Below are 18,110 nucleotides of genomic sequence, written 5' to 3' on the forward strand. Positions count from 1 at the left end.
CCGCGAGGGGCTTTTCTATTACCGCGGCAGTGGTGGCTGAGGGGGCTGCTATTGCCGGGTGCCAACCTCTGCGGGGAGATCCCGCCAGAGCGCCAGAATAAGCAGCGCTAGCAGGGCGAAAGGCGGGGCCAGGCTGAGCAGCATGCACAGCACTGTGATCAGCGCCGGATGCTTGCTCTTGCGACGAGCCAGTCGCCAGGCCACGACGCCAACGATGATCATCAGCAACAGGATGAACTGCCCCATCAGGGTGGCGTTGATATTCATATGCATGAAAGCTCCTTTTTCATGGCAAAGGCTCACTCTAGCGCCGCTGTGGCCCTTGGCAACTCCCAATCCGGTGAGGGCGTTCTCACTTGATAGGCCGTCCCTATCCAATCATTAGGTGAGAATGGTTTTCATTTAATGCAATTTCGAGGGATACTCTGCTTATCACCAGAGGGAGCCGCCATCATGAAAAAGACCATCAGCTTTGCCGTTTTGCACTTCACCGTGGCCTTCACCGTGGCTTACCTGCTGACCGGTGAACTGCTCACCGCCAGCCTGATCGCCCTGATCGAACCCGCCGTCAACACGGTCGCCTTCTACTTCCACGATCTCGGCTGGCACAAGCTCAAGCCCCACCACAGCCTGCAGGCCAAGACCAGCAGCTTCGCCCTGGTGCACTTCTCGGTGGCCTTCGGCGTCGCCTACCTGCTGAGCGGCGAGCTGCTCACCGGCGGCGTGATGGCGATGATCGAGCCTGCCATCAACACGGTCGTGTTCTTCTTCCACGAGCGGCTGTGGCGCGCCCGCCAGTCCCTGGCGCTGGCCTGATCTCCCTCCCCTTGTCTGGGGCCGTCCGGCGCAAAAAATGCTCGGCGGCCCAGCGCCATTGTGCTTTAGTAGCCGGGTCCCCCTTGCTGGAGCCCCCTCGATGAACAAGACCTTGCTTGCCACTCTGCTGTTTGCCCCTTTATTGGCCACCGCTGCCACCCCCTCCTTCGATTGCGCCAAGGCGAAAGGCACCGCCGAAACCCTGATCTGCAAGGATGCCGCGCTGGCGGCGCTGGATAACGAGCTGGCGGCCCTCTACCCCAAGGCAATTGCCGCGTTCTCACCCGAGCAGCAGAAAACCGAGCGCGCCATCCAGCGCGGTTGGATCAAGGGGCGCAACGACTGCTGGAAGGCGAGCGATCTGCGCCAGTGCGTGGAAGATAGCTACCAGCTGCGGATCACCGAACTGCAGATCAAGGGCGGCCAGCTGATGGTGCCAAGCCCGGTGGACTACCAGTGTGGCAATAATGTCACCCTCTCCACCTACTTCTACAACGAGGCCAAGCGGCCCGCCGCGGTGATCAACCTGGACGAGGGTACTGACCCGCTGCAGGTGCTCGCCTATGAAACCCCCAGCGCCAGCGGCACCCGTTATGAAGGGCAAAACCTCACCCTCTTCACCAAGGGAGACGAAGCCAGGCTGGAGCGTGTCGGCCAGCCAACTCTCACCTGCACGCAGCGCTAATCCAGAAGCCGATCACTTGGGGCGGCGGCATCTACGCCGCCTTCTCCTGCCCGCCCCCTCCGCTCTCGCCATATCTATCAATTTATTGATCTTGCTCAGAAATAACTCGCTGCCCCCTTTTCCCCCATCCAAGGGGCGTTACTATAGCCAAATGGCAACACACCTCACCGGAGTCTCCCCATGAGCCATGCCAACCCTCTCGCAGGTAACAAGCAGCACACTGGAAGCTGAAATTCAGGGGCGGTAGCCATGTCGGTATTTGCCCATGGCCAACGCCACGCTCATTTCTATACAGTCGTAAGGCTGTGCACAAAGAAGAGATCAAGCGAATACAATAAGCTTCAGAGGTAGGAAAGTAACCATTAAATTAAAGTATTATTTATAATTCCCTGAGTCAGTATTAAGTGGCGTTAGATAGAAGACGATACTAATGTATTAGTATTTCCTTCTATCTAATCACTGTTAAGCTTTAGGAGAAATAATGGAGTATCTGGAAGTATCAAAATTTGTTACCTCAATTGCCGTTGCAATAGTGACTGTACTTAGTCGGTATATCTACACATTACTTACCAGAAGTGGCGAAAAAATGAAGATTAGGTCTTCAAGCGTAGAGTTAATTGACAAGGTAATAAATGAAAGGGAGTGGAAAAAGCAAGAAAACCGCCTTGTTGTTGAAGAAACATTTGAGCAGCTTTATTCAAAGCCTTTAACTTTTCATGAAATAAAGGTCCTTATATATTCTGAAACTCCAAATGCTGCGTTTCGAACCTATTTAAAATATCGTCCAGCGATTGAGATTAACGAAAACAAAACCAAGTTCAGATTTAAAAAAGGAAAGCGACCATATTGGTTTATTTTTAATCGAACAATACGTATCCCTAAGAAAATAACGCAAGGAATTATAGCGTATTCGGCGTTTGGGTTTCCGGCCTCATATGCAATGACATGGCTATTAAGTGATGCTTCTGCAGCTCTAGGAACTAAAAATTTGGCGATACTATGGCTGCTTGATGGCCTTGTGTGGCTGCTAGCAATTATTTTTCTAGTTGTAGGATTAAAGTATCAGGATAGCGAAAAAGAAATAACAAGGGATCTTGGCGACAAGTTTCAAATTAACAATCAAGCTAATTAGTACGTTCACAAACTAGCGCCTGTTATACTGGCTTTAGACGAATGGAGGCATAATGAACTACGAGAGTGATATTTTTAGAGTCAGAGAGCTGAGAGAAGCTGATGCAGACTCCTTGTTTGATCTGTACTCCAGCTCAATATTTTCAGCAAAGTACATCTCGACATTACCTCACGATACTGCGGAAACCACGCTCTCGAAAATCAAACAATGGCGAATGTCATATTTGGATAATACTCCCAAAGTGCGTGTTTATGGTGTCGCAGAAAGCAAAGATGACTTTGTGTTTGGGTTGATTGTGTTTGTGTTCAACAAACGGCATGCTGAGATTCCTTTTGGTATATCAGAAAATTTCAGCAATCGAGGTATTTCGACTGAATTGTGTTGTGCTGGCCTGGAATATTTAAAAAGCTTGGGGATAAAGGAAGTAAGAACAAATCCATTTGTTGAGCATATGGCAAGTGTAAGGGTTTTAGAAAAGTCAGGTTTCACAAACCATGGTACGCTCAAGAATTATGCACGGTTTCTAACTTTGGGTGATGGTCTATTCAAATGTGCGGATATGCGCATAAGCCTTTGATTATTTGTACAGGTCTAGTTATCACCTGACACCGGCCTCCAGACAGAATCTTGCTCTACGATCCGTTACAACCTACAAGGGCTTGGCTCCACAACCATCAAGGATCATAACGAAAGCTATCTTTGCGGCAGCCCGCGCTGTTTGTGCAGCAGCTGCTGCGTTGGCTCAAACAGCAGGCATGAAAAAACCGGAACCCAAAGGTTCCGGTTTTTTCATCAAGGCATCAGCTGCGGTAATCGCCCCGGGTGCTGCTTGATAACCGACCAGGGCAGAATGCTCCACTCGGTCAACTCGCAGTTACGCTCGACACGGGGAAAAGAAGGGTCCAACACTATTCCCTTCTCTGTCATATACCAAGAGGCATACTCCCAGATTGACGGTTCTGCGTAATTGCACTCTTCCGCATCGGGAACCATATCATTGGGGTAGAGCCGCCGAAACTCGTTTACAAGCCAAGGGGCCAGATACTTCTCCTTGTACTCAGATGCTGCTGGGTCATACGACCGACTATCGAACTTTACTGGAGCTCCACTACCAACCCAGAGCAGGTCTTCGAGTGTCAGCATCTCTCCGGTGGCAAGATTAATGTTTAATGGCGAATCACCAAAGTCAGGGTGTGCACCACCGCAAAAATAGCCGGTAAAGATACTGGCGCTGAGCAAGTTCGGACTGATGAAACGGGGCGTAACCGTCTGGTCGAATTCCCCACCCATAGGGGTACTCATACACTGAAAATAACTGGCGACCTCGCTCCACTGACGCTCTGCCAACACATGATTGAGTTTCCCAAGCTGCTCAGCAGGTAGCCCTGACGTAATGCGAAAATATGCAATTTTGCTTTGCGGCTCTTGCAGCCATTGCAAGCTATAACCCTGAAATAACTCGCGCTTGCCCGGTTTTAGTGAGAGTCCTTCAAGTCGCATGAGTTCATAAAGATCACGCTTACGCCAGCTGACAAGAACCGGATCCTGTATATCAATGGCGCTGCTATCGACCACCTTCAATACCACAGAAATAGGCTTCTTCCCGGCCCATGTTCCCTGAAGGCCATTACCGGAGCGCTCGAGGATCATGGCGATCTTTTCAGGTTCACTGTTATCCCACAATTCTGAGAGCTGCAGGATCTTACCCTCCCACTTACCCGACAGAGGAATATCCTTTCGGTACTTGCGGTAAAAGTAACGCCCACTGACCGTACCATTTGATGACGTATCAAGGGTCATCACTACCGGCATACGCCCTACCTTGCCTTGATACACCTCACTGGCCTGCGCAACCATAGCTAGCAACAAACAGCCCAACCCCAGCCAAAACCTTACTATCACCCTTCTCTCCTGTGTTGTGGCGATGACGTCCATCCTCACTCTGCCCACTCATCAGAATGGGCATATTGAATTTTCTCTCGCAGAAATGGGCAATCAACAGATGAAAGTCGGAACCATACGGTTCCGACTTTCATCATGCCAACCCAAACACGAGCAAGACAAGCAATTAAGCCCGGTTTTTAACTTCTTTCAGACCGCAGAAAGGATCTTTGGCATCTAGAGCGTCTTCGATACGGATCTGTCGCTTGTACTGGCAAAAAAGCCCCGCATCGCGGGGCTTTTTGTTATCGGCAGTAGCCAACTCAGTTGACGGTTACCGGCTGACCCAGCGCATCCGGCGGGGTCTGGAACTCGCGCTCGGCGTCGTCGAAGCGCTCCAGCATGGCCTTGGAGGGGGCCTTGTCCAGCAGGCTGAACACCACAATGGCGAGTCCGGAGAAGAGGAAGCCCGGGATGATTTCATAGAGTCCCAGCCAGCCGAACTGCTTCCAGACGATGACGGTCAGGGCGCCCACCAGCATGCCCGCCAGGGCGCCGTTGCGGGTCATCCGCGACCAGAGCACGGAGAGCAGCACCACGGGGCCGAAGGCGGCACCAAAGCCGGCCCAGGCGTAGCTCACCAGCCCCAGCACCCGGTTTTCCGGATTCATGGCGACGGCGATGGCGATGAGCGCGATCACCAGTACCATAGCGCGACCGACCCACACCAGCTCTTGCTGGGAGGCGTTCTTGCGCAGGAACGGCTTGTAGAGATCCTCGGTGATGGCGCTGGAGCAGACCAGCAGCTGGCAACTGAGGGTACTCATCACCGCCGCCAGGATGGCGGAGAGCAGCACGCCGGCGATCCAGGGGTTGAACAGGATCTTGGAGAGCTCGATAAAGACCCGCTCAGGGTTGGCCGTCACACCGCCAGCCTGCTCGGTGAAGGTGGAGAAGTAAGAGAGGCCGAAGAAGCCGATGGCCACGGCGCCGCCGAGGCACAGCACCATCCAGGTCATGCTGATGCGACGGGCATTGGTCATGGAGTGGTGGGAGTCCGCCGCCATGAAGCGCGCCAGGATGTGGGGCTGGCCGAAGTAGCCCAGGCCCCAGGCCATCAGGGAGATGATGGCGATGAAGTCCAGGTTCTTGAACATGTCGAGGTTGCCGGCGTTCTGCGCCGCCACCTGCACCATGGCGGTGTCGATGCCGCCCACGGCGATGATGACAAACACCGGGGTGAGGATCAGGGCGAAGATCATCAGGGTGGCCTGCACGGTATCGGTCCAGCTCACCGCGAGGAAGCCGCCGAAGAAGGTGTAGGTGATGGTGGCCGCGGCACCGACCCAGAGGGCGGTGTCATAGCTCATGCCGAAGGTGCTCTCGAACAGGCGGGCACCGGCCACCACGCCGGAGGCGCAGTAGATGGTGAAGAACAGCAGGATCACCAGGGCGGAGAGGATGCGCAGCACCCGGCTCTTGTCTTCGAAGCGGTAGGTGAAGTAGTCCGGCAGGGTCAGGGCGTTGCGGTTCTTCTCGGTATGCACCCGCAGCCGGCCGGCGACCCAGCGCCAGTTGAGGTAGGCGCCCAGGGTCAGACCGATGGCGATCCAGCTCTCTGAGATGCCGCCGATGAAGACGGCGCCCGGCAGGCCCATCAGGAGCCAGCCGCTCATGTCGGAGGCGCCGGCGGAGAGGGCGGTCACCCAGCTCCCCATCCGGCGGCCGCCGAGGATGTAGTCGTCAAAGTTGCGGGTGGCGCGATAGGCGATAAAGCCGATCAGGACCATCCCGAGGATGTACACCAGAAAGGTGATAAGCATGGGTGTGCTGGCTGTCATTCAAAACTCCGTTATGTGACGTGTGTGCCCGTTCTGACGACGGACTCTTCCTTAAAAAAACCGCCCTAGCTTAATCAGCAGATCCCATGACCTCAACCTTTTTTAACAAACAGAAAACACAATATAAACGTTTCATCTTTAACCAACAGACCAGCTTTGCCCCGTTCCGCCAGATTTTATCCTGACGCAGCAACTGCTTATCCACCGGGCATGTTCAGGGGCCCGATCCCGCCACGGCGGCAAAAAAAAAGCCCCGACCAGAAGTCGGGGCCATGTCGGCAAGCACCAATCAGCGATTGATCGCGATCGGCATGCCGCTGCGCTGCTCCAGCGCCTGCTTGACCAGCTGGGAGTCGCTGTCGGCGTGGGCGATGAAGCGGGTCACCGCCGGGGTCATCGGCAGCGGCGCAGGCAGGCTGGAGTTGAACTCCTCCTGATTGCGGGAGAGCGGCTGATGCACTTCCAGGTAGCGGCGGCCATCCGGCTCGACACTGGCCTTGATGGGCTGGTTGACGAACTGCACGCGGGTACCGACCGGCACCTTCTTGAACAGGTACTCGATGTCGTCGTTGCGCAGGCGCACGCAGCCGTGGCTCACCCGCAGGCCGATGCCGAACTGGGCGTTGGTGCCGTGGATGGCGTACATCTTGCCGATGTAGAGCGCGAACAGCCCCATGGGGTTGTCCGGGCCGGCCGGCCATACTGCCGGCAGGGTCTCGCCACGGGCGGCATATTCGGCATGCATCTTGGCGGTCGGGGTCCAGGTCGGGCCCGCCTTCTTGCGCTGCACGCTGGTCACCCAGTTTTCCGGGGTGTCGGTGCCAAGCTGGCCGATGCCGATGGGCAGCACTTCCACCACTTTCTTGCCTTTCGGGTAGTAGTAGAGGCGCATCTCGGCCACGTTCAGCACGATCCCTTCACGGGGCGCATCCGGCAGGATCAGCTGGTGCGGCACGATCAGCTTCTCGCCGGTCTGCAGCAGCAGGGGATCCGCCTTGGGGTTGGCCTCCAGCATGTTGGTCAGCCCCAGCTGGAATTTGGCGGCGGCGGCCTCCAGCGGCTGGCCGTTTTCTTCGGCCGGGACCACGTATTCCAGATTTTCACCCACCAGGCGGCTGTTGGCCGCAGGCAGGGCGTATTCAACAGCGAGCGCAGGCGCGGCGCCCAAGAGGAGGCTGCAGCACAGCGCGGCCGCAGTAGTGTGGAGGAGCTTCATAACTTTCCTGTAATGGATGACGTGGTTCAAGACTCTGGGCTGACCCGGGAGCGGCAGGCGATCCGGGGGCGAAGAGAAGGCCGCCATTTTTCTCCTCTGCCGGGCAAATTTCAACTGACAAGTGGAGGCGGGTCAGCGATTAATATCGCTTTTTTTATCCGCCGCCAGCCCTGGTCTGATGGCCGTTCACCCCTTTTGCCAGGCGCGCATATCGTAACCTGTGGGAGATTGGTGCAACCGCAGATGAAATTGCTCGATGATGGCAAAAATGTGGTCGAAAATGTCGGCCTGGATCCCTTCGTAATCGGCCCAGGCGGTGGTCGCCGTGAAACAGTAGATCTCCAGCGGCAGGCCGTCCGTGGTCGGCGCCAGCTGGCGCACCATCAGGGTCATGTCCTTGCGAATGCCGGGGTAGGCGCGCAGGTAGGCGTCCAGATAGGCGCGCAGGGTGCCGAGGTTGGTGAGGTGGCGGCCGTTGATGGGGCAGCTGATGGCGTCGCTCAGCTGCTGGTTGTAGGCGCTCAGCTCCTGCTCCTTGCGGCTCAGATAGGGCGCCAGCAGCTGGGCCTGCTTGAGCTGCAGCTGCTCGTCCGCCGTCAGGAAGCGCACGCTGGTCATGTCGATGTTGACGCTGCGCTTGATGCGCCGGCCGCCCGACTCCGTCATCCCCTGCCAGTTCTTGAAGGAGTCGGAGATGAGGGCATAGGTGGGGATGGTGGTGATGGTCTTGTCCCAGTTCGACACCTTGACCGTGGTGAGGCCGATGTCGGTCACCTCGCCATCCGCGCCGTACTTGTCCATCTGCAGCCAGTCACCGACGCTCAGCATGCGGTTGGCGGAGAGCTGGATGCCGGCCACCAGCCCGAGGATGGGGTCCTTGAACACCAGCATCAATACCGCGGTCATGGCACCCAGGCCGCTGAACAGGAACAGCGGCGACTTGCCGAGCAGCAGGGCGATCATCAGGATGCCCACCAGGATGCTGCCCACCAGCTTCACCCCCTGGAAGATGCCGCGCAGGGGCAGATCCCGTCCGAGCCGGGTGTAGCGGCTCACCGACAGCAGGCAGTCGAGCAGGGCGAACAGCGCCAGCAGCAGGAACAGCAGGATCCAGAGCTGGGCCACCGTCTCGATGAGCTGCAGGCTTTCGGAGTCGCGCGGCAGCCAGATCTCGGCCTGCCCCAGCAGCACGGCCCCCTGCAGCACGAAGGCGAGCCGGTAGAACAGCCGCTGCTGCAGTTGGGGCGGCAGCCACACCTGCATGGTCTTGCCGAGCACGCCCACCAGCCGCACCAGCAACACCCGGTGCAGCAGCATGTGCAGCACCAGCGAGGTGAGCACGATGAAGCCGAGGGCGATCACCAGCCCCGTCATGCCGGTCACCTCCAGTCCGAGCCCGGCCAGCCAGCGAAAAATCGTCTCCTTCATCCCATTCTCCTGTGCGTGAAACTGCGGTCAGGGTACGTATCTGCCACCCCATGTCAAATGGGCACCGGCCCACAAACGACAACGCCCGGCAGGGGCCGGGCGTTGTCTGGGAGCGAGGGGCGTTAGCCGACCAGGCTCAGGGCATCGCGGGCGATGACCAGCTCTTCGTTGGTGGGCATCACCAGCGCCAGGCGGCTGCCTTCGGCGGTGATGGGGCCTTCACCGCCCAGCACGGCGGCGTTGTTGGCTTCCTTGTCGACCTTGAAGCCGAACAGGGCCAGACGATCCAGCACCATCTCGCGCACCATGGCGGCGTTCTCACCGATACCGCCGGTGAATACCAGGGCGTCCAGACGACCGTCCATGGCGGCGGCATAGGCACCGACATACTTGGCCACCCGGTAGGTGAACACGTCCAGCGCACGCTTGGCACCGGCGTCGGTGGCGTAGTTGGAGGTGACGTAGCGGCAGTCGCTGCTCGCCTCGGTCATGCCCAGCAGGCCGGACTCGCGGGTCAGGGTGTGGTTGATCTGCTCCACGCTGTAACCGAGCTGGTCGTGCATGAAGAAGACCACGGCGGGGTCGATGTCGCCGGAGCGGGTACCCATCGCCAGCCCTTCCAGCGGGGTCAGCCCCATGGAGGTGTCGACGGATTCGCCGCCACGGATGGCGCAAACGGAGGCGCCGTTACCCAGGTGGCAGTTGATGATGTTGAGCTCTGCGAGCGGCTTGCCCAGCGCCTTGGCGGTCTCTTGTGCGATGAAGCGGTGGGAGGTGCCGTGGGCGCCGTAACGACGGATGCCGTTCTCTTTGTAGAGCTTGTAGGGCAGCGCGTAGAGGTAGGCTTCCTCTGGCAGGGTCTGGTGGAAGGCGGTGTCGAACACGGCCACGTTCTTCTCTGCCAGCGCCGGGAAGACCTTGAGGGCGGCACGGATGCCGATGAGGTGCGCCGGGTTGTGCAGGGGAGCGAACGGAATGGCGGCTTCGATGCCGGCGATCACGCTGTCATCGATGCGAACGGAACGGGAGAACTGCTCGCCGCCGTGCACGATGCGATGGCCGATGGCCACCAGCTGCTCGGCCAGGGTCGGATCCTGCGGCAGGATGTGACCCACGATGTGGTCGAGGGCTTCCTGGTGCGCGGCACCCGCGCCCAGCATGGCCTCGCCCTTGACGCCGTGGAGTTTCCATTTGATACGTGCATCATCCAGATTGAAGCATTCGGCCAGGCCGGACAGCATGTCCTCACCTGTTTCGGCGTCCATTACGGCAAATTTCAGGGAAGAGCTACCGCAGTTAAGGATCAATACCAACTTGCTCATGTTCTACATCTTCCTGTGCTTCGGCTTTATGCCGACAGTGTCGTGTCATCCAACATGGATGGGATTCCCCTGCCGGGGGCTTATGGTCGCAGGAAAGTGCGCCCAATTTTTCAATATGTTAAGTGCAAATCCGGATGATTCCGGGCACTCGTCTCAGTCAGGCTGCGCCAGCGGTCACAGGCCGGCCAGCAGATCCCGATGCACCTTGACCACCAGCTTCTTCACCTTGGCCGGCAGGTTGGGGGTGCAGAGGGGGCGATGCAGTTCTCCCGGCCAGAAGATGGCGAAGTCGCCGGGCTGCAACGCCAGATAACTGGTCTGTTCGTCGTCGACGAACCAGAGATCGGGATGGGGGTGATCCGCCCCTTCGCTCGCGTAGGTGTGCGGGCCGACCCCGATCCACTCCTCGCCAGTGAGCAGCAGCTGGATGTCCAGGTACTGCTGATGGAACTCGCCACGGCGATCCGCCGCCGGCTCGGTCAGCTCCTCGCTCACCAGGCAGAACAGCTTGAGGCCGTCGACCTCCTGCTTGCCGAGCGGGGCATGCCGCCACCGGTCGACGCTTTGCACCACCTCGACCAGGATGCGGTCGAGCGGGGCGGGCAACGGCGTACGCTGCAAGGTATTCAGACTGCCGGTGATCATGGCGCTTCCTTAGGTGTATTCAGGCGACATCTTAGCCGCAAAATGAAAAAGGACCCGTTGAAGGTCCTTGTGTCACACCGTCTGCTATCCGTGCAGACCGGGATGGAGCCATGGCTCTGTCCGGCGTGGTGAGTGCACTGTTACACACTCATCCTCGGCTTGCCAAGCGGGGCAAGCGCGTTCGCCGGGTGATCGTACCAGCTGAAACAATATTATTCACTACTCCATTGCCGGCGACTTTGACCAGACGCAAAAACGGGAGCATCAGCTCCCGTTTTTTTCGCATCACCTGGTCAAAACCGGTGTCATTCAAGCCTTGGCGGCGTTCTCCACCGGTTTGGCGTACATGGCGCGCCAGATGGCCTTGTGCTCTTCCGGCACCTCCGACTGACGGCTCAGGAAGGCGGCCTGCTCGATGGTATTGGCGTGGCCCGCCACATCCGCAGCCAGGTAGTTGCCCGGGAAGAGGCGGTAGTTGCCCCAGATCGCCTTGTCGATGAGCGCCGCCAGTTCGTCCGGATCGCTGAAGCCTTCGGTGATGGGGGCGCCGAAGGAGACGTGTACCCGCCCCTTCTGGCCGACGATGCCGGCGACTATGCTCTCGATGTCCTCGAACTCGCCCTTCTCGTAGCTGCCGTTGATGGACTTCTCGTAGAGCTCGCGCGCCTTGGCCTTGTCGGTGGGATCCAGCTCGTAGCTGATGCTGACCGGCACGATATTGAGGCTGCGCATGTAGTCGACGAACTCGATCTTCTGCTTCTTGCCGTCCACATAGAACATCTTGAGGATGGCCGGATCCGTCTTGTCATCGCCGTTCTTGGCGCGCCCTTCCTTCTGGGCGATCCAGATGGAGTGGCCTTCGTGCACCGACTGGCCGATGTAGGCCGACAGCTCGCCGAGCGCCTTCATCATCTCCCGCGGCCCCTTGGCGGAGCGCTTGACGATGAAGCTCTTGTTGAGCTTCATCAGCTCGGTGGCGCAGGGTTTACGCAGCAGGTTGTCGCCGATGGCGATGCGCACGGTATCGAAACCATGGGTATGCAGCCCCCAGTTGACGAACGCCGGATCCATGGCGATGTCCCTGTGGTTGGAGACGAACAGGTAGCCCTGCTCTTTTATAAGATGCTCAAGCCCGGAGAAGGTCACCCCCTGGGTGGAGGTGGCGATCATCCGGCTCATGTAGCGGGTCACCCCCATCTGCACCTGATGGATGGTGGTCACCTTGGACCACTTGTAGCGCAGGAACTGGCGGATCAGCGGGCGAATGGCCCAGCCCAGCCAGCTCATCAGGGAGCCGAAGCGATACTTGGCGATGGCGCCGATGAATTCATCATCCCGGATCAGCCGCTCGATGGCTGCCGGTACTTCCTCATCGCGGTAGGGGCGAATGTCCGCGAATCTATCTACTTCTGTCACAATGTCAGCCTTGCGTGTAAGGAGTCGCGGCCGGCGTGCGCCGGCCGGAAAATTCAGGGCGCAATTTTACACGCTTTTATGCCGAGGGGTATGCGGCGCAGCCAGATAGTGAGATCTGACCAGTAAAAAACAATGGCCCCGAACGGGCCATTATTTCACTCTTCCACCGTGAACGAGAGCATCATGCCGGTGTCTTCATGCTCCAGCAGATGGCAGTGAGCCATATAAGCCCGCTCCTTCGGCGCCGTGTGATCGAAGCGCACCAGCACCTCGCTGCGCCCGCCCTCCACCTTGACGATATCCTTCCAGCCGGCGCGATGGGGGGCCACCGGCCGACCGTTCTCGCTCAGGATCCGGAAACGGGTGCCGTGAATGTGGAAGGGGTGCAGCATCATGTCCCCCTCCCCCGAGATGATCCAGCGCTCGGTGCGGCCGCGCTTGACCGCAAACTGCGGGTCGTTCATGGCGAAGGCCTGGCCGTTGATGCGGTTGCCGCCGTGCAAGTCCAGCGCGCCGCCCGCTTGCTTCATATCGGCCATGTCACCGTGATCCATCCCCGCCATCGACATCCCGGCCATCCCGTCGCCTTGCCCGTCCATCTTCATCCCGGCCATGGTGCCCGCCTCGCCGTGCTCCATGCTCATGCCCGCCATGGCGCCGTGGCCGTAGCGGCTCATCAGCGCCTGCATCCCCTGCCGGTCCAGCTCGGGATCCATCGACAGGGTCAGGGTGCGGCTCGGCAACTCTTGAGTGGCGGGCAGCGCAGGCAGCCGCGCCAGGCTGTCCGGCAGACGTCCCTTGCCCTCGATGAGGGAGGGCCGGATCCGCAGCAGCGGCAGGGCCGCATCGAACGGCGCCAGGGTCATCCCCATCTGGCGTACCGGCAGAGTGAGCAGATCGAACGCCTGGCCGTTGCGGGCGTCCACCATCACCTCGAAGCGCTCCCCCGGCAGCAGCGCCAGCTCGCTCAACGCCACCGGCTCCGCCAGCAGGCCGCCATCGCTGCCGATCACATACAAGGGGCGACCGTCGCTGGTCGCCAGCGTGAGGGAGCGAGCATTGCAGCCGTTGAGCAACCGCAACCGCAGCCAGCCGCGGGGGGCGTCGTGGGTCGGATAGACGGCGCCGTTGGTCAGCATCAGATCGCCGAACCAGCCGACCGCCGCGCTCATCACGTCCAGCTGGTAGTCCACCTGATCCCGCCCATCGAGCCGCTTGTCCTGCAGCACCAGCGGGATGTCGTCCACCCCCCAGCGTTGCGGCAGCGGCAGCCGCAGGCTCTCCTCGTCGTCGAGGATGAAGAGCCCGGCCAGCCCCATGGCCACCTGATGGCCGGTCTGTCCGTGGGTATGGGGGTGATACCAGCAGGTGGCCGCCGGCTGCTCGATGCGAAACGCCGCCTGCCACTCTTTGCCGGAGGGGATGCTGGCCTGCGGGCCACCATCGGCGGTGCCCGGCACCTCCAGCCCGTGCCAATGTATCGTGGTGGTCTCCGCCAGCTGGTTGGCGACCCGGACTCGCACCGCCTGCCCCTGGCGGGCACGCAATGTGGGGCCGAGCAGGTTGCCGTTGTAGCCCCAGCTGCGGGTCGGCTGGCGTCGCCACTGCATCTGGCCCGGCTGGGCCCTGAGCTGGAACAGGCCGCTGGCGTCCGCCTCCAGCAACGCAGGAATAGGCAGGGCTGGGCGCTCGGCGGCAACCGCCCGCCCCCACCAGGGCAAGGCACCGGCGATGCCGACGGCGATGGAGAGTTTGAGAAAATCGCGACGCTGCATGAGTCACTCCTCGTTGGCCAAAGCGGACCTTCAGCCTATGCAGCAACCCTGCGGCAAGGTCAAGCCCTGCCGAGCCGGCGGCCGGACAGTTTCTGGCTTATCCGCTTGCCAGCAGAGCCATGGTCGTCAAGCCAGCGCCAGGCTTACCGCAGCCTCGGCGTGGATCGTGGTGGTGTCGTAGAGCGGCACCGTGGCGCCGGCATTTTCCAACCCACTATCGGCCTCACCTGCTTGCCAGCAGAGCCATGATCGTCAAGCCAGCGCCAGGCTCACCGCCGCCTCGGCGTGGATCGCGGTGGTATCGTAGAGCGGCACCGCGGCGTCGGCCTCCCCCACCAGCAGGGCAATCTCGGTGCAGCCGAGGATCACCGCCTGGGCGCCCGCAGCGGCCAGCGCGCGGATGATGGCCAGGTACTCGGCCCGCGAGGCGTCGCGAATGTCGCCGAGGCACAGCTCGTCATAAATGATGCGGTGCACCCGCTCCCGCTGCGCCGCATCAGGCACCAGCACCTCCAGCCCGAACTTCTCCTGCAAGCGCCCCTTGTAGAACTCCTGCTCCATGGTGAAGCGGGTGCCGAGCAGGCCGACCCTCTGGATCCCGTCCGCTTGCAGCTGACGTGCGGTGGCATCGGCGATATGGAGCAGCGGGATGTCGATGGCAGCCTCAATCTCGGGTGCCACCTTGTGCATGGTGTTGGTGCCGATCAGCAGAAAATCGGCGCCACCGGCCTGGATGGCCCGCGCCTCGGCCGCCAGCAGACGGGCGGTGGCGGGCCAGTCCCCGATATGCTGCAGCCGCTCTATATCGGCAAAGTCAACGCTGCTCAGCAGCACCCGCGCCGAGTGCAGGCCGCCGAGCCGCTCGCGCACGCCCCGGTTGAGCGCCTGATAGTAGCTGACGGTGGACTCCCAGCTCATGCCACCCAGCAGACCGATACATTTCATGGGACCTCCTTCTGTGAACCGATCGTGTAAAACGATCATGCAAACCGATCGTGTGAATCAATCGTGCAAACCGAGCAGAGGACGGCGCGCGTCATCGCACCGCCCAGGAATAAAAAAGGCCCCGCAGGGCCAACAAGACAGCCGGTAAAGGCCCGGGCACAGGCCCGGACTAAATCCAGATCATCAGCACGCAGGCCGCCGTGGCGACCCCCATGCCGAGATTGAAACGACGCCAGCCTCTGGCGGTGCGAATGAGGCGGCGCACCTGGGCACCGAACAGCACCCAGAAGGCCCCGGTATAGAGGCCGGTCACGAAGAAGATACCGAGCACCCAGATGGCGGAGGGCCAGTAGGCCTCCCCCGCCAGGGTGAAACCGCTGATGGCGGAAAGCGCCATCATCCACGCCTTGGGGTTGAGCAGCTGCAGCATGGCCCCCTGATGGGCCGGGATCAGCGGCCGGTTGCCCTCGGCCGGGCCGCTGGCGGTCGCCACCTTCCAGGCCAGCCAGAGCAGGTAGGCCGAGCCGATGAGCTTGAGCCCGTCGTGCAGCAGCGGCAGCTGTTCGAACATCACCCCCAGCCCCAGCGCCGTGGCCAGGATCATCAGGTTTATCCCCCCCACCACCCCCACCAGCAGGGGCACGCTGCGGCGAAAGCCCTGGACCGCACCGGCGCTGGTGAGCAGCATGTTGTTGGGGCCCGGCGTGCCGCAAGTGATGAGGGCAAAGCCCGCCAGGGGAAGCAACCAGTTCAGATCCATCTCAACCTCTTGATGATGCAGGGCGCCGACTCGGCGACAAGCCTTCTAATATGCAGAGCCTGTGCCCGTCAGACAAGGCCGCAAATGCACTTTCTTCGCATCTTTATGCGGCCTCTGGCAAGGCTCAGTACCAGAGCATCACCACGCAGAGCGCAGTCAGCGCCCCCAGGCTGCCGTTGAGGCGGCGCCAGCCCCGATCCGTGCTGATCCAGTTGCTGAGCTGATGGCCGAACAGCACCCAGACGAAGCAGACCGGCAGCGCCACCAGCACGAACATGGCCATCACCGCGAACTGGCTCGGCCAGTAGCTGGCACCGGGCAGGCTGAACAGACTGATGGCGGAGATCCCCATCATCCAGGCCTTGGGGTTGAGGAACTGAAATCCCAGCCCCTCCAGCAGGGTCAGCGGACGGGCACGCCGGGCCGGATCACCGGGGGCGCCGGCCACCGCGATGCGCCATGCCAGCCACAGCAGATAAAGGCTGCCGAAGATCTGCAAGCCGAGGCGCAGCAGCGGCCAGCGCTCGAACAGGGGGTAGAGCCCCAGCGCCAGCACCATCTGCAGCACCGGCTGGCCCACCGCCACCCCGATCAGATGGGGCAGGGTGCGGCGCACCCCGAAGTTGGCGCCGGAGGCGGTCAGCATGAGGTTGTTGGGGCCCGGCGTGCCACAGGTGAGCACCGCAAAGCCAAACAGGGTGGCATACCATTCGATCGTCATCTTTGTACTCCTGAACTGCACACATTGTATCGATACAATGTGCTGTTTTTGATTGTTATCGGGTTCAAAATCACGCTATATTGCCGATACATTTCGATCAATGGATTTATTGTCACCATGACAATCTGGACCCCAGACCTCACCCCCTTCGCCGGCCCGCTCTACCTCAAGCTGGTGAAGGCCATCGAGCAAGCCATTCAGGACGGCTCTCTGCCGCCCCAGACCCGGCTGCCCACCCACAGGGCGCTGGCGGACAGGCTGGGGGTCACCGTCGGCACCGTCACCCGCGCCTATGGCGAGGCTGAGCGGCGCGGGCTGCTGGCCGCCCGGGTCGGCCACGGCACCTGGGTCAAGGGGGAGCATGAGGATCCGGCCAACGCCTGGGTGATCCGCAAGGAGGAGGGGCACCGCATCGAGTTGTGGCAGAACCTGCCGGTGCAGCTGGATCGGGCCGCCATCATCCGCCCCATGCTGGCGGAAGTGGCAGACGGGGATCTCAACGCCCTGCTCGGTTACGACAAGGAGGCGGGCCAGCCCGGCCAGCGCCAGCTCTTTATCGACTGGCTGACCGAGCAGGGGGTAGTGGGCAGCGAGGAGCATCTGCTGTTCAGCCACGGCGCCCAGCACGGCATCATGCTCTCCCTGCTGGCCACCGGCTGCGTGGGGGAGACCCTGTTCTGCGAAGGGCTCAGCTACCCCGGCATGCTGGGCAACGCCCGCCAGCTGAAGAATCAGGTGGTGGGGCTGGCGATGGACGAGGAGGGGCTGCTGCCCGACGCGCTGGAGGCGGCCTGCCGCACCCGCCGCGCCAAGCTGCTCTACCTCACCCCCACCCTGCAGAATCCCACCACAGCCACCATGAGCCTGGCGCGGCGCGAGGCCATCATCGCCATCGCCCGCCGTCACGATCTGCTGATCATCGAGGACGACGTCAACGGCCTGCTGCCCCAGCAGCCGGTGACGCCGCTGGTCAACCTGGCGCCGGAGCGGGTCATCTATCTGGGCAGTCTGGCCAAGATCGCCTGCGGCGGCCTGCGGGTCGGCTTCGTGCTGACCCCGCCCCACTTGCGCGGCGCCTTCGCCCAGGCGATGCGACTGTCGAGCTGGATGGTGAGCCCGCTGCTCATCGAGCTGGCCTGCAAGCTGGTGAGTCAGCGCCAGATCATGCCTCTCGTAGAGCAGCAGCGGCAGATCCTGGCACGTCGCGGCGAGCTGCTGCGCCACCTGTTGCCGGAGGCCTGCTGGCAGGCGGGCTCCATGCACGCCTGGCTGCCGCTGCCGGAGCCCTGGCGCAGCCAGGAGTTTGCCGAGGCCGCCAACGCCCTTGACGTCGGCGTGGCGAGCGGGGAACACTTCGCCGCCGGCCAGTTCGCCGCGCCGCAGGGCGTGCGCCTCAGCCTGAGCCAGCCGGCCACCGACGCCCGCGTCGCCGAGGCGCTGGAGCGGCTCGCCGGTCTGCTGCGCGCCGCGCCGCCCACCAATACCCTGCTATAGTCAGCCCCGGCCCAGCCCATCCGTGCGCTCAAA

At 60.9% G+C, this 18,110-nt stretch carries 17 protein-coding genes; 5 read left to right on the forward strand and 12 right to left on the reverse strand.

Translation table 11 applies throughout. The features are described 5' to 3' along the window. Positions 1 to 48: 48 nt before the first annotated feature. Complete coding sequence (locus tag CK627_RS22320; RefSeq protein ID WP_019841112.1) at positions 49 to 267, reverse strand: hypothetical protein; 219 nt, start codon at positions 265 to 267, stop codon at positions 49 to 51. 186 nt (positions 268 to 453) lie between these two features. Here CK627_RS22320 and CK627_RS22325 point away from each other — a divergent pair, with 186 nt between their 5' ends. The 4 genes from CK627_RS22325 (at position 454) to CK627_RS22335 (ending at position 3,210) form a co-directional block, all read left to right on the forward strand. Next, positions 454 to 816 carry a DUF2061 domain-containing protein gene (locus tag CK627_RS22325; RefSeq protein ID WP_005304770.1) on the forward strand — a complete coding sequence of 121 codons (363 nt, stop codon included), beginning with the start codon at positions 454 to 456 and terminating at the stop codon, positions 814 to 816. A 100-nt stretch (positions 817 to 916) separates the two neighbouring features. Next, a complete protein-coding gene (locus tag CK627_RS22330) occupies positions 917 to 1,501 on the forward strand; it encodes an MliC family protein (RefSeq protein WP_095593415.1) in 585 nt (194 codons plus the stop codon). A gap of 481 nt (positions 1,502 to 1,982) precedes the next feature. Further along, entirely contained in the window at positions 1,983 to 2,633 is a 651-nt protein-coding gene (locus CK627_RS22775; RefSeq protein ID WP_157737218.1) for a hypothetical protein, read from the forward strand. Positions 2,634 to 2,685: 52 nt separating this feature from the next. After that, positions 2,686 to 3,210: a GNAT family N-acetyltransferase gene (locus CK627_RS22335; RefSeq protein WP_080630698.1), complete on the forward strand. Its 525-nt coding sequence runs from the start codon at positions 2,686 to 2,688 to the stop codon at positions 3,208 to 3,210. Positions 3,211 to 3,425: 215 nt separating this feature from the next. On the opposite strand, the gene CK627_RS22340 is transcribed toward CK627_RS22335, so the two are convergent. The 11 genes from CK627_RS22340 to CK627_RS22915 all read right to left on the reverse strand — a co-directional run bounded on the left by CK627_RS22340 (position 3,426) and on the right by CK627_RS22915 (position 16,583). Then, positions 3,426 to 4,568, reverse strand: a complete 1,143-nt coding sequence (locus CK627_RS22340; RefSeq protein WP_167385408.1) for a hypothetical protein — start codon at positions 4,566 to 4,568, stop codon at positions 3,426 to 3,428. A gap of 269 nt (positions 4,569 to 4,837) precedes the next feature. Further along, positions 4,838 to 6,355: a sodium/proline symporter PutP gene (gene putP / locus CK627_RS22345; protein ID WP_010636224.1), complete on the reverse strand. Its 1,518-nt coding sequence runs from the start codon at positions 6,353 to 6,355 to the stop codon at positions 4,838 to 4,840. 289 nt (positions 6,356 to 6,644) lie between these two features. Then, positions 6,645 to 7,571 (reverse strand): L,D-transpeptidase family protein, encoded by a 927-nt coding sequence (locus tag CK627_RS22350; protein ID WP_005304791.1) that lies wholly within the window; start codon positions 7,569 to 7,571, stop codon positions 6,645 to 6,647. Between the two features lie 186 nt (positions 7,572 to 7,757). Then, positions 7,758 to 8,999 (reverse strand): mechanosensitive ion channel family protein, encoded by a 1,242-nt coding sequence (locus CK627_RS22355; protein WP_095593416.1) that lies wholly within the window; start codon positions 8,997 to 8,999, stop codon positions 7,758 to 7,760. A 122-nt stretch (positions 9,000 to 9,121) separates the two neighbouring features. Further along, positions 9,122 to 10,321, reverse strand: a complete 1,200-nt coding sequence (locus tag CK627_RS22360) for an acetate kinase (RefSeq protein ID WP_095593417.1) — start codon at positions 10,319 to 10,321, stop codon at positions 9,122 to 9,124. Between the two features lie 174 nt (positions 10,322 to 10,495). Next, positions 10,496 to 10,966, reverse strand: coding sequence for a NanQ anomerase/TabA/YiaL family protein (locus tag CK627_RS22365; protein WP_095593418.1), 471 nt, complete (start codon positions 10,964 to 10,966; stop codon positions 10,496 to 10,498). Positions 10,967 to 11,275: 309 nt separating this feature from the next. Further along, positions 11,276 to 12,382: a 1-acyl-sn-glycerol-3-phosphate acyltransferase gene (locus CK627_RS22370; protein ID WP_095593419.1), complete on the reverse strand. Its 1,107-nt coding sequence runs from the start codon at positions 12,380 to 12,382 to the stop codon at positions 11,276 to 11,278. Between the two features lie 155 nt (positions 12,383 to 12,537). Next, positions 12,538 to 14,157 (reverse strand): multicopper oxidase CueO, encoded by a 1,620-nt coding sequence (gene cueO / locus CK627_RS22375; protein WP_095593420.1) that lies wholly within the window; start codon positions 14,155 to 14,157, stop codon positions 12,538 to 12,540. A gap of 252 nt (positions 14,158 to 14,409) precedes the next feature. Beyond that, a complete protein-coding gene (locus CK627_RS22380; RefSeq protein ID WP_095593421.1) occupies positions 14,410 to 15,102 on the reverse strand; it encodes an aspartate/glutamate racemase family protein in 693 nt (230 codons plus the stop codon). Between the two features lie 169 nt (positions 15,103 to 15,271). After that, a complete protein-coding gene (locus tag CK627_RS22385; RefSeq protein WP_095593422.1) occupies positions 15,272 to 15,862 on the reverse strand; it encodes a LysE family translocator in 591 nt (196 codons plus the stop codon). 124 nt (positions 15,863 to 15,986) lie between these two features. Continuing rightward, positions 15,987 to 16,583, reverse strand: a complete 597-nt coding sequence (locus tag CK627_RS22915; protein WP_005304811.1) for a LysE family translocator — start codon at positions 16,581 to 16,583, stop codon at positions 15,987 to 15,989. Positions 16,584 to 16,700: 117 nt separating this feature from the next. On the opposite strand from CK627_RS22915, the gene CK627_RS22920 reads away from it, so the two are divergent. Continuing rightward, a complete protein-coding gene (locus CK627_RS22920) occupies positions 16,701 to 18,077 on the forward strand; it encodes an aminotransferase-like domain-containing protein (protein WP_167385409.1) in 1,377 nt (458 codons plus the stop codon). Positions 18,078 to 18,110 lie beyond the last annotated feature (33 nt).

The organism is Aeromonas dhakensis (assembly GCF_002285935.1).
Taxonomy (GTDB): Bacteria; Pseudomonadota; Gammaproteobacteria; order Enterobacterales; family Aeromonadaceae; genus Aeromonas; species Aeromonas dhakensis.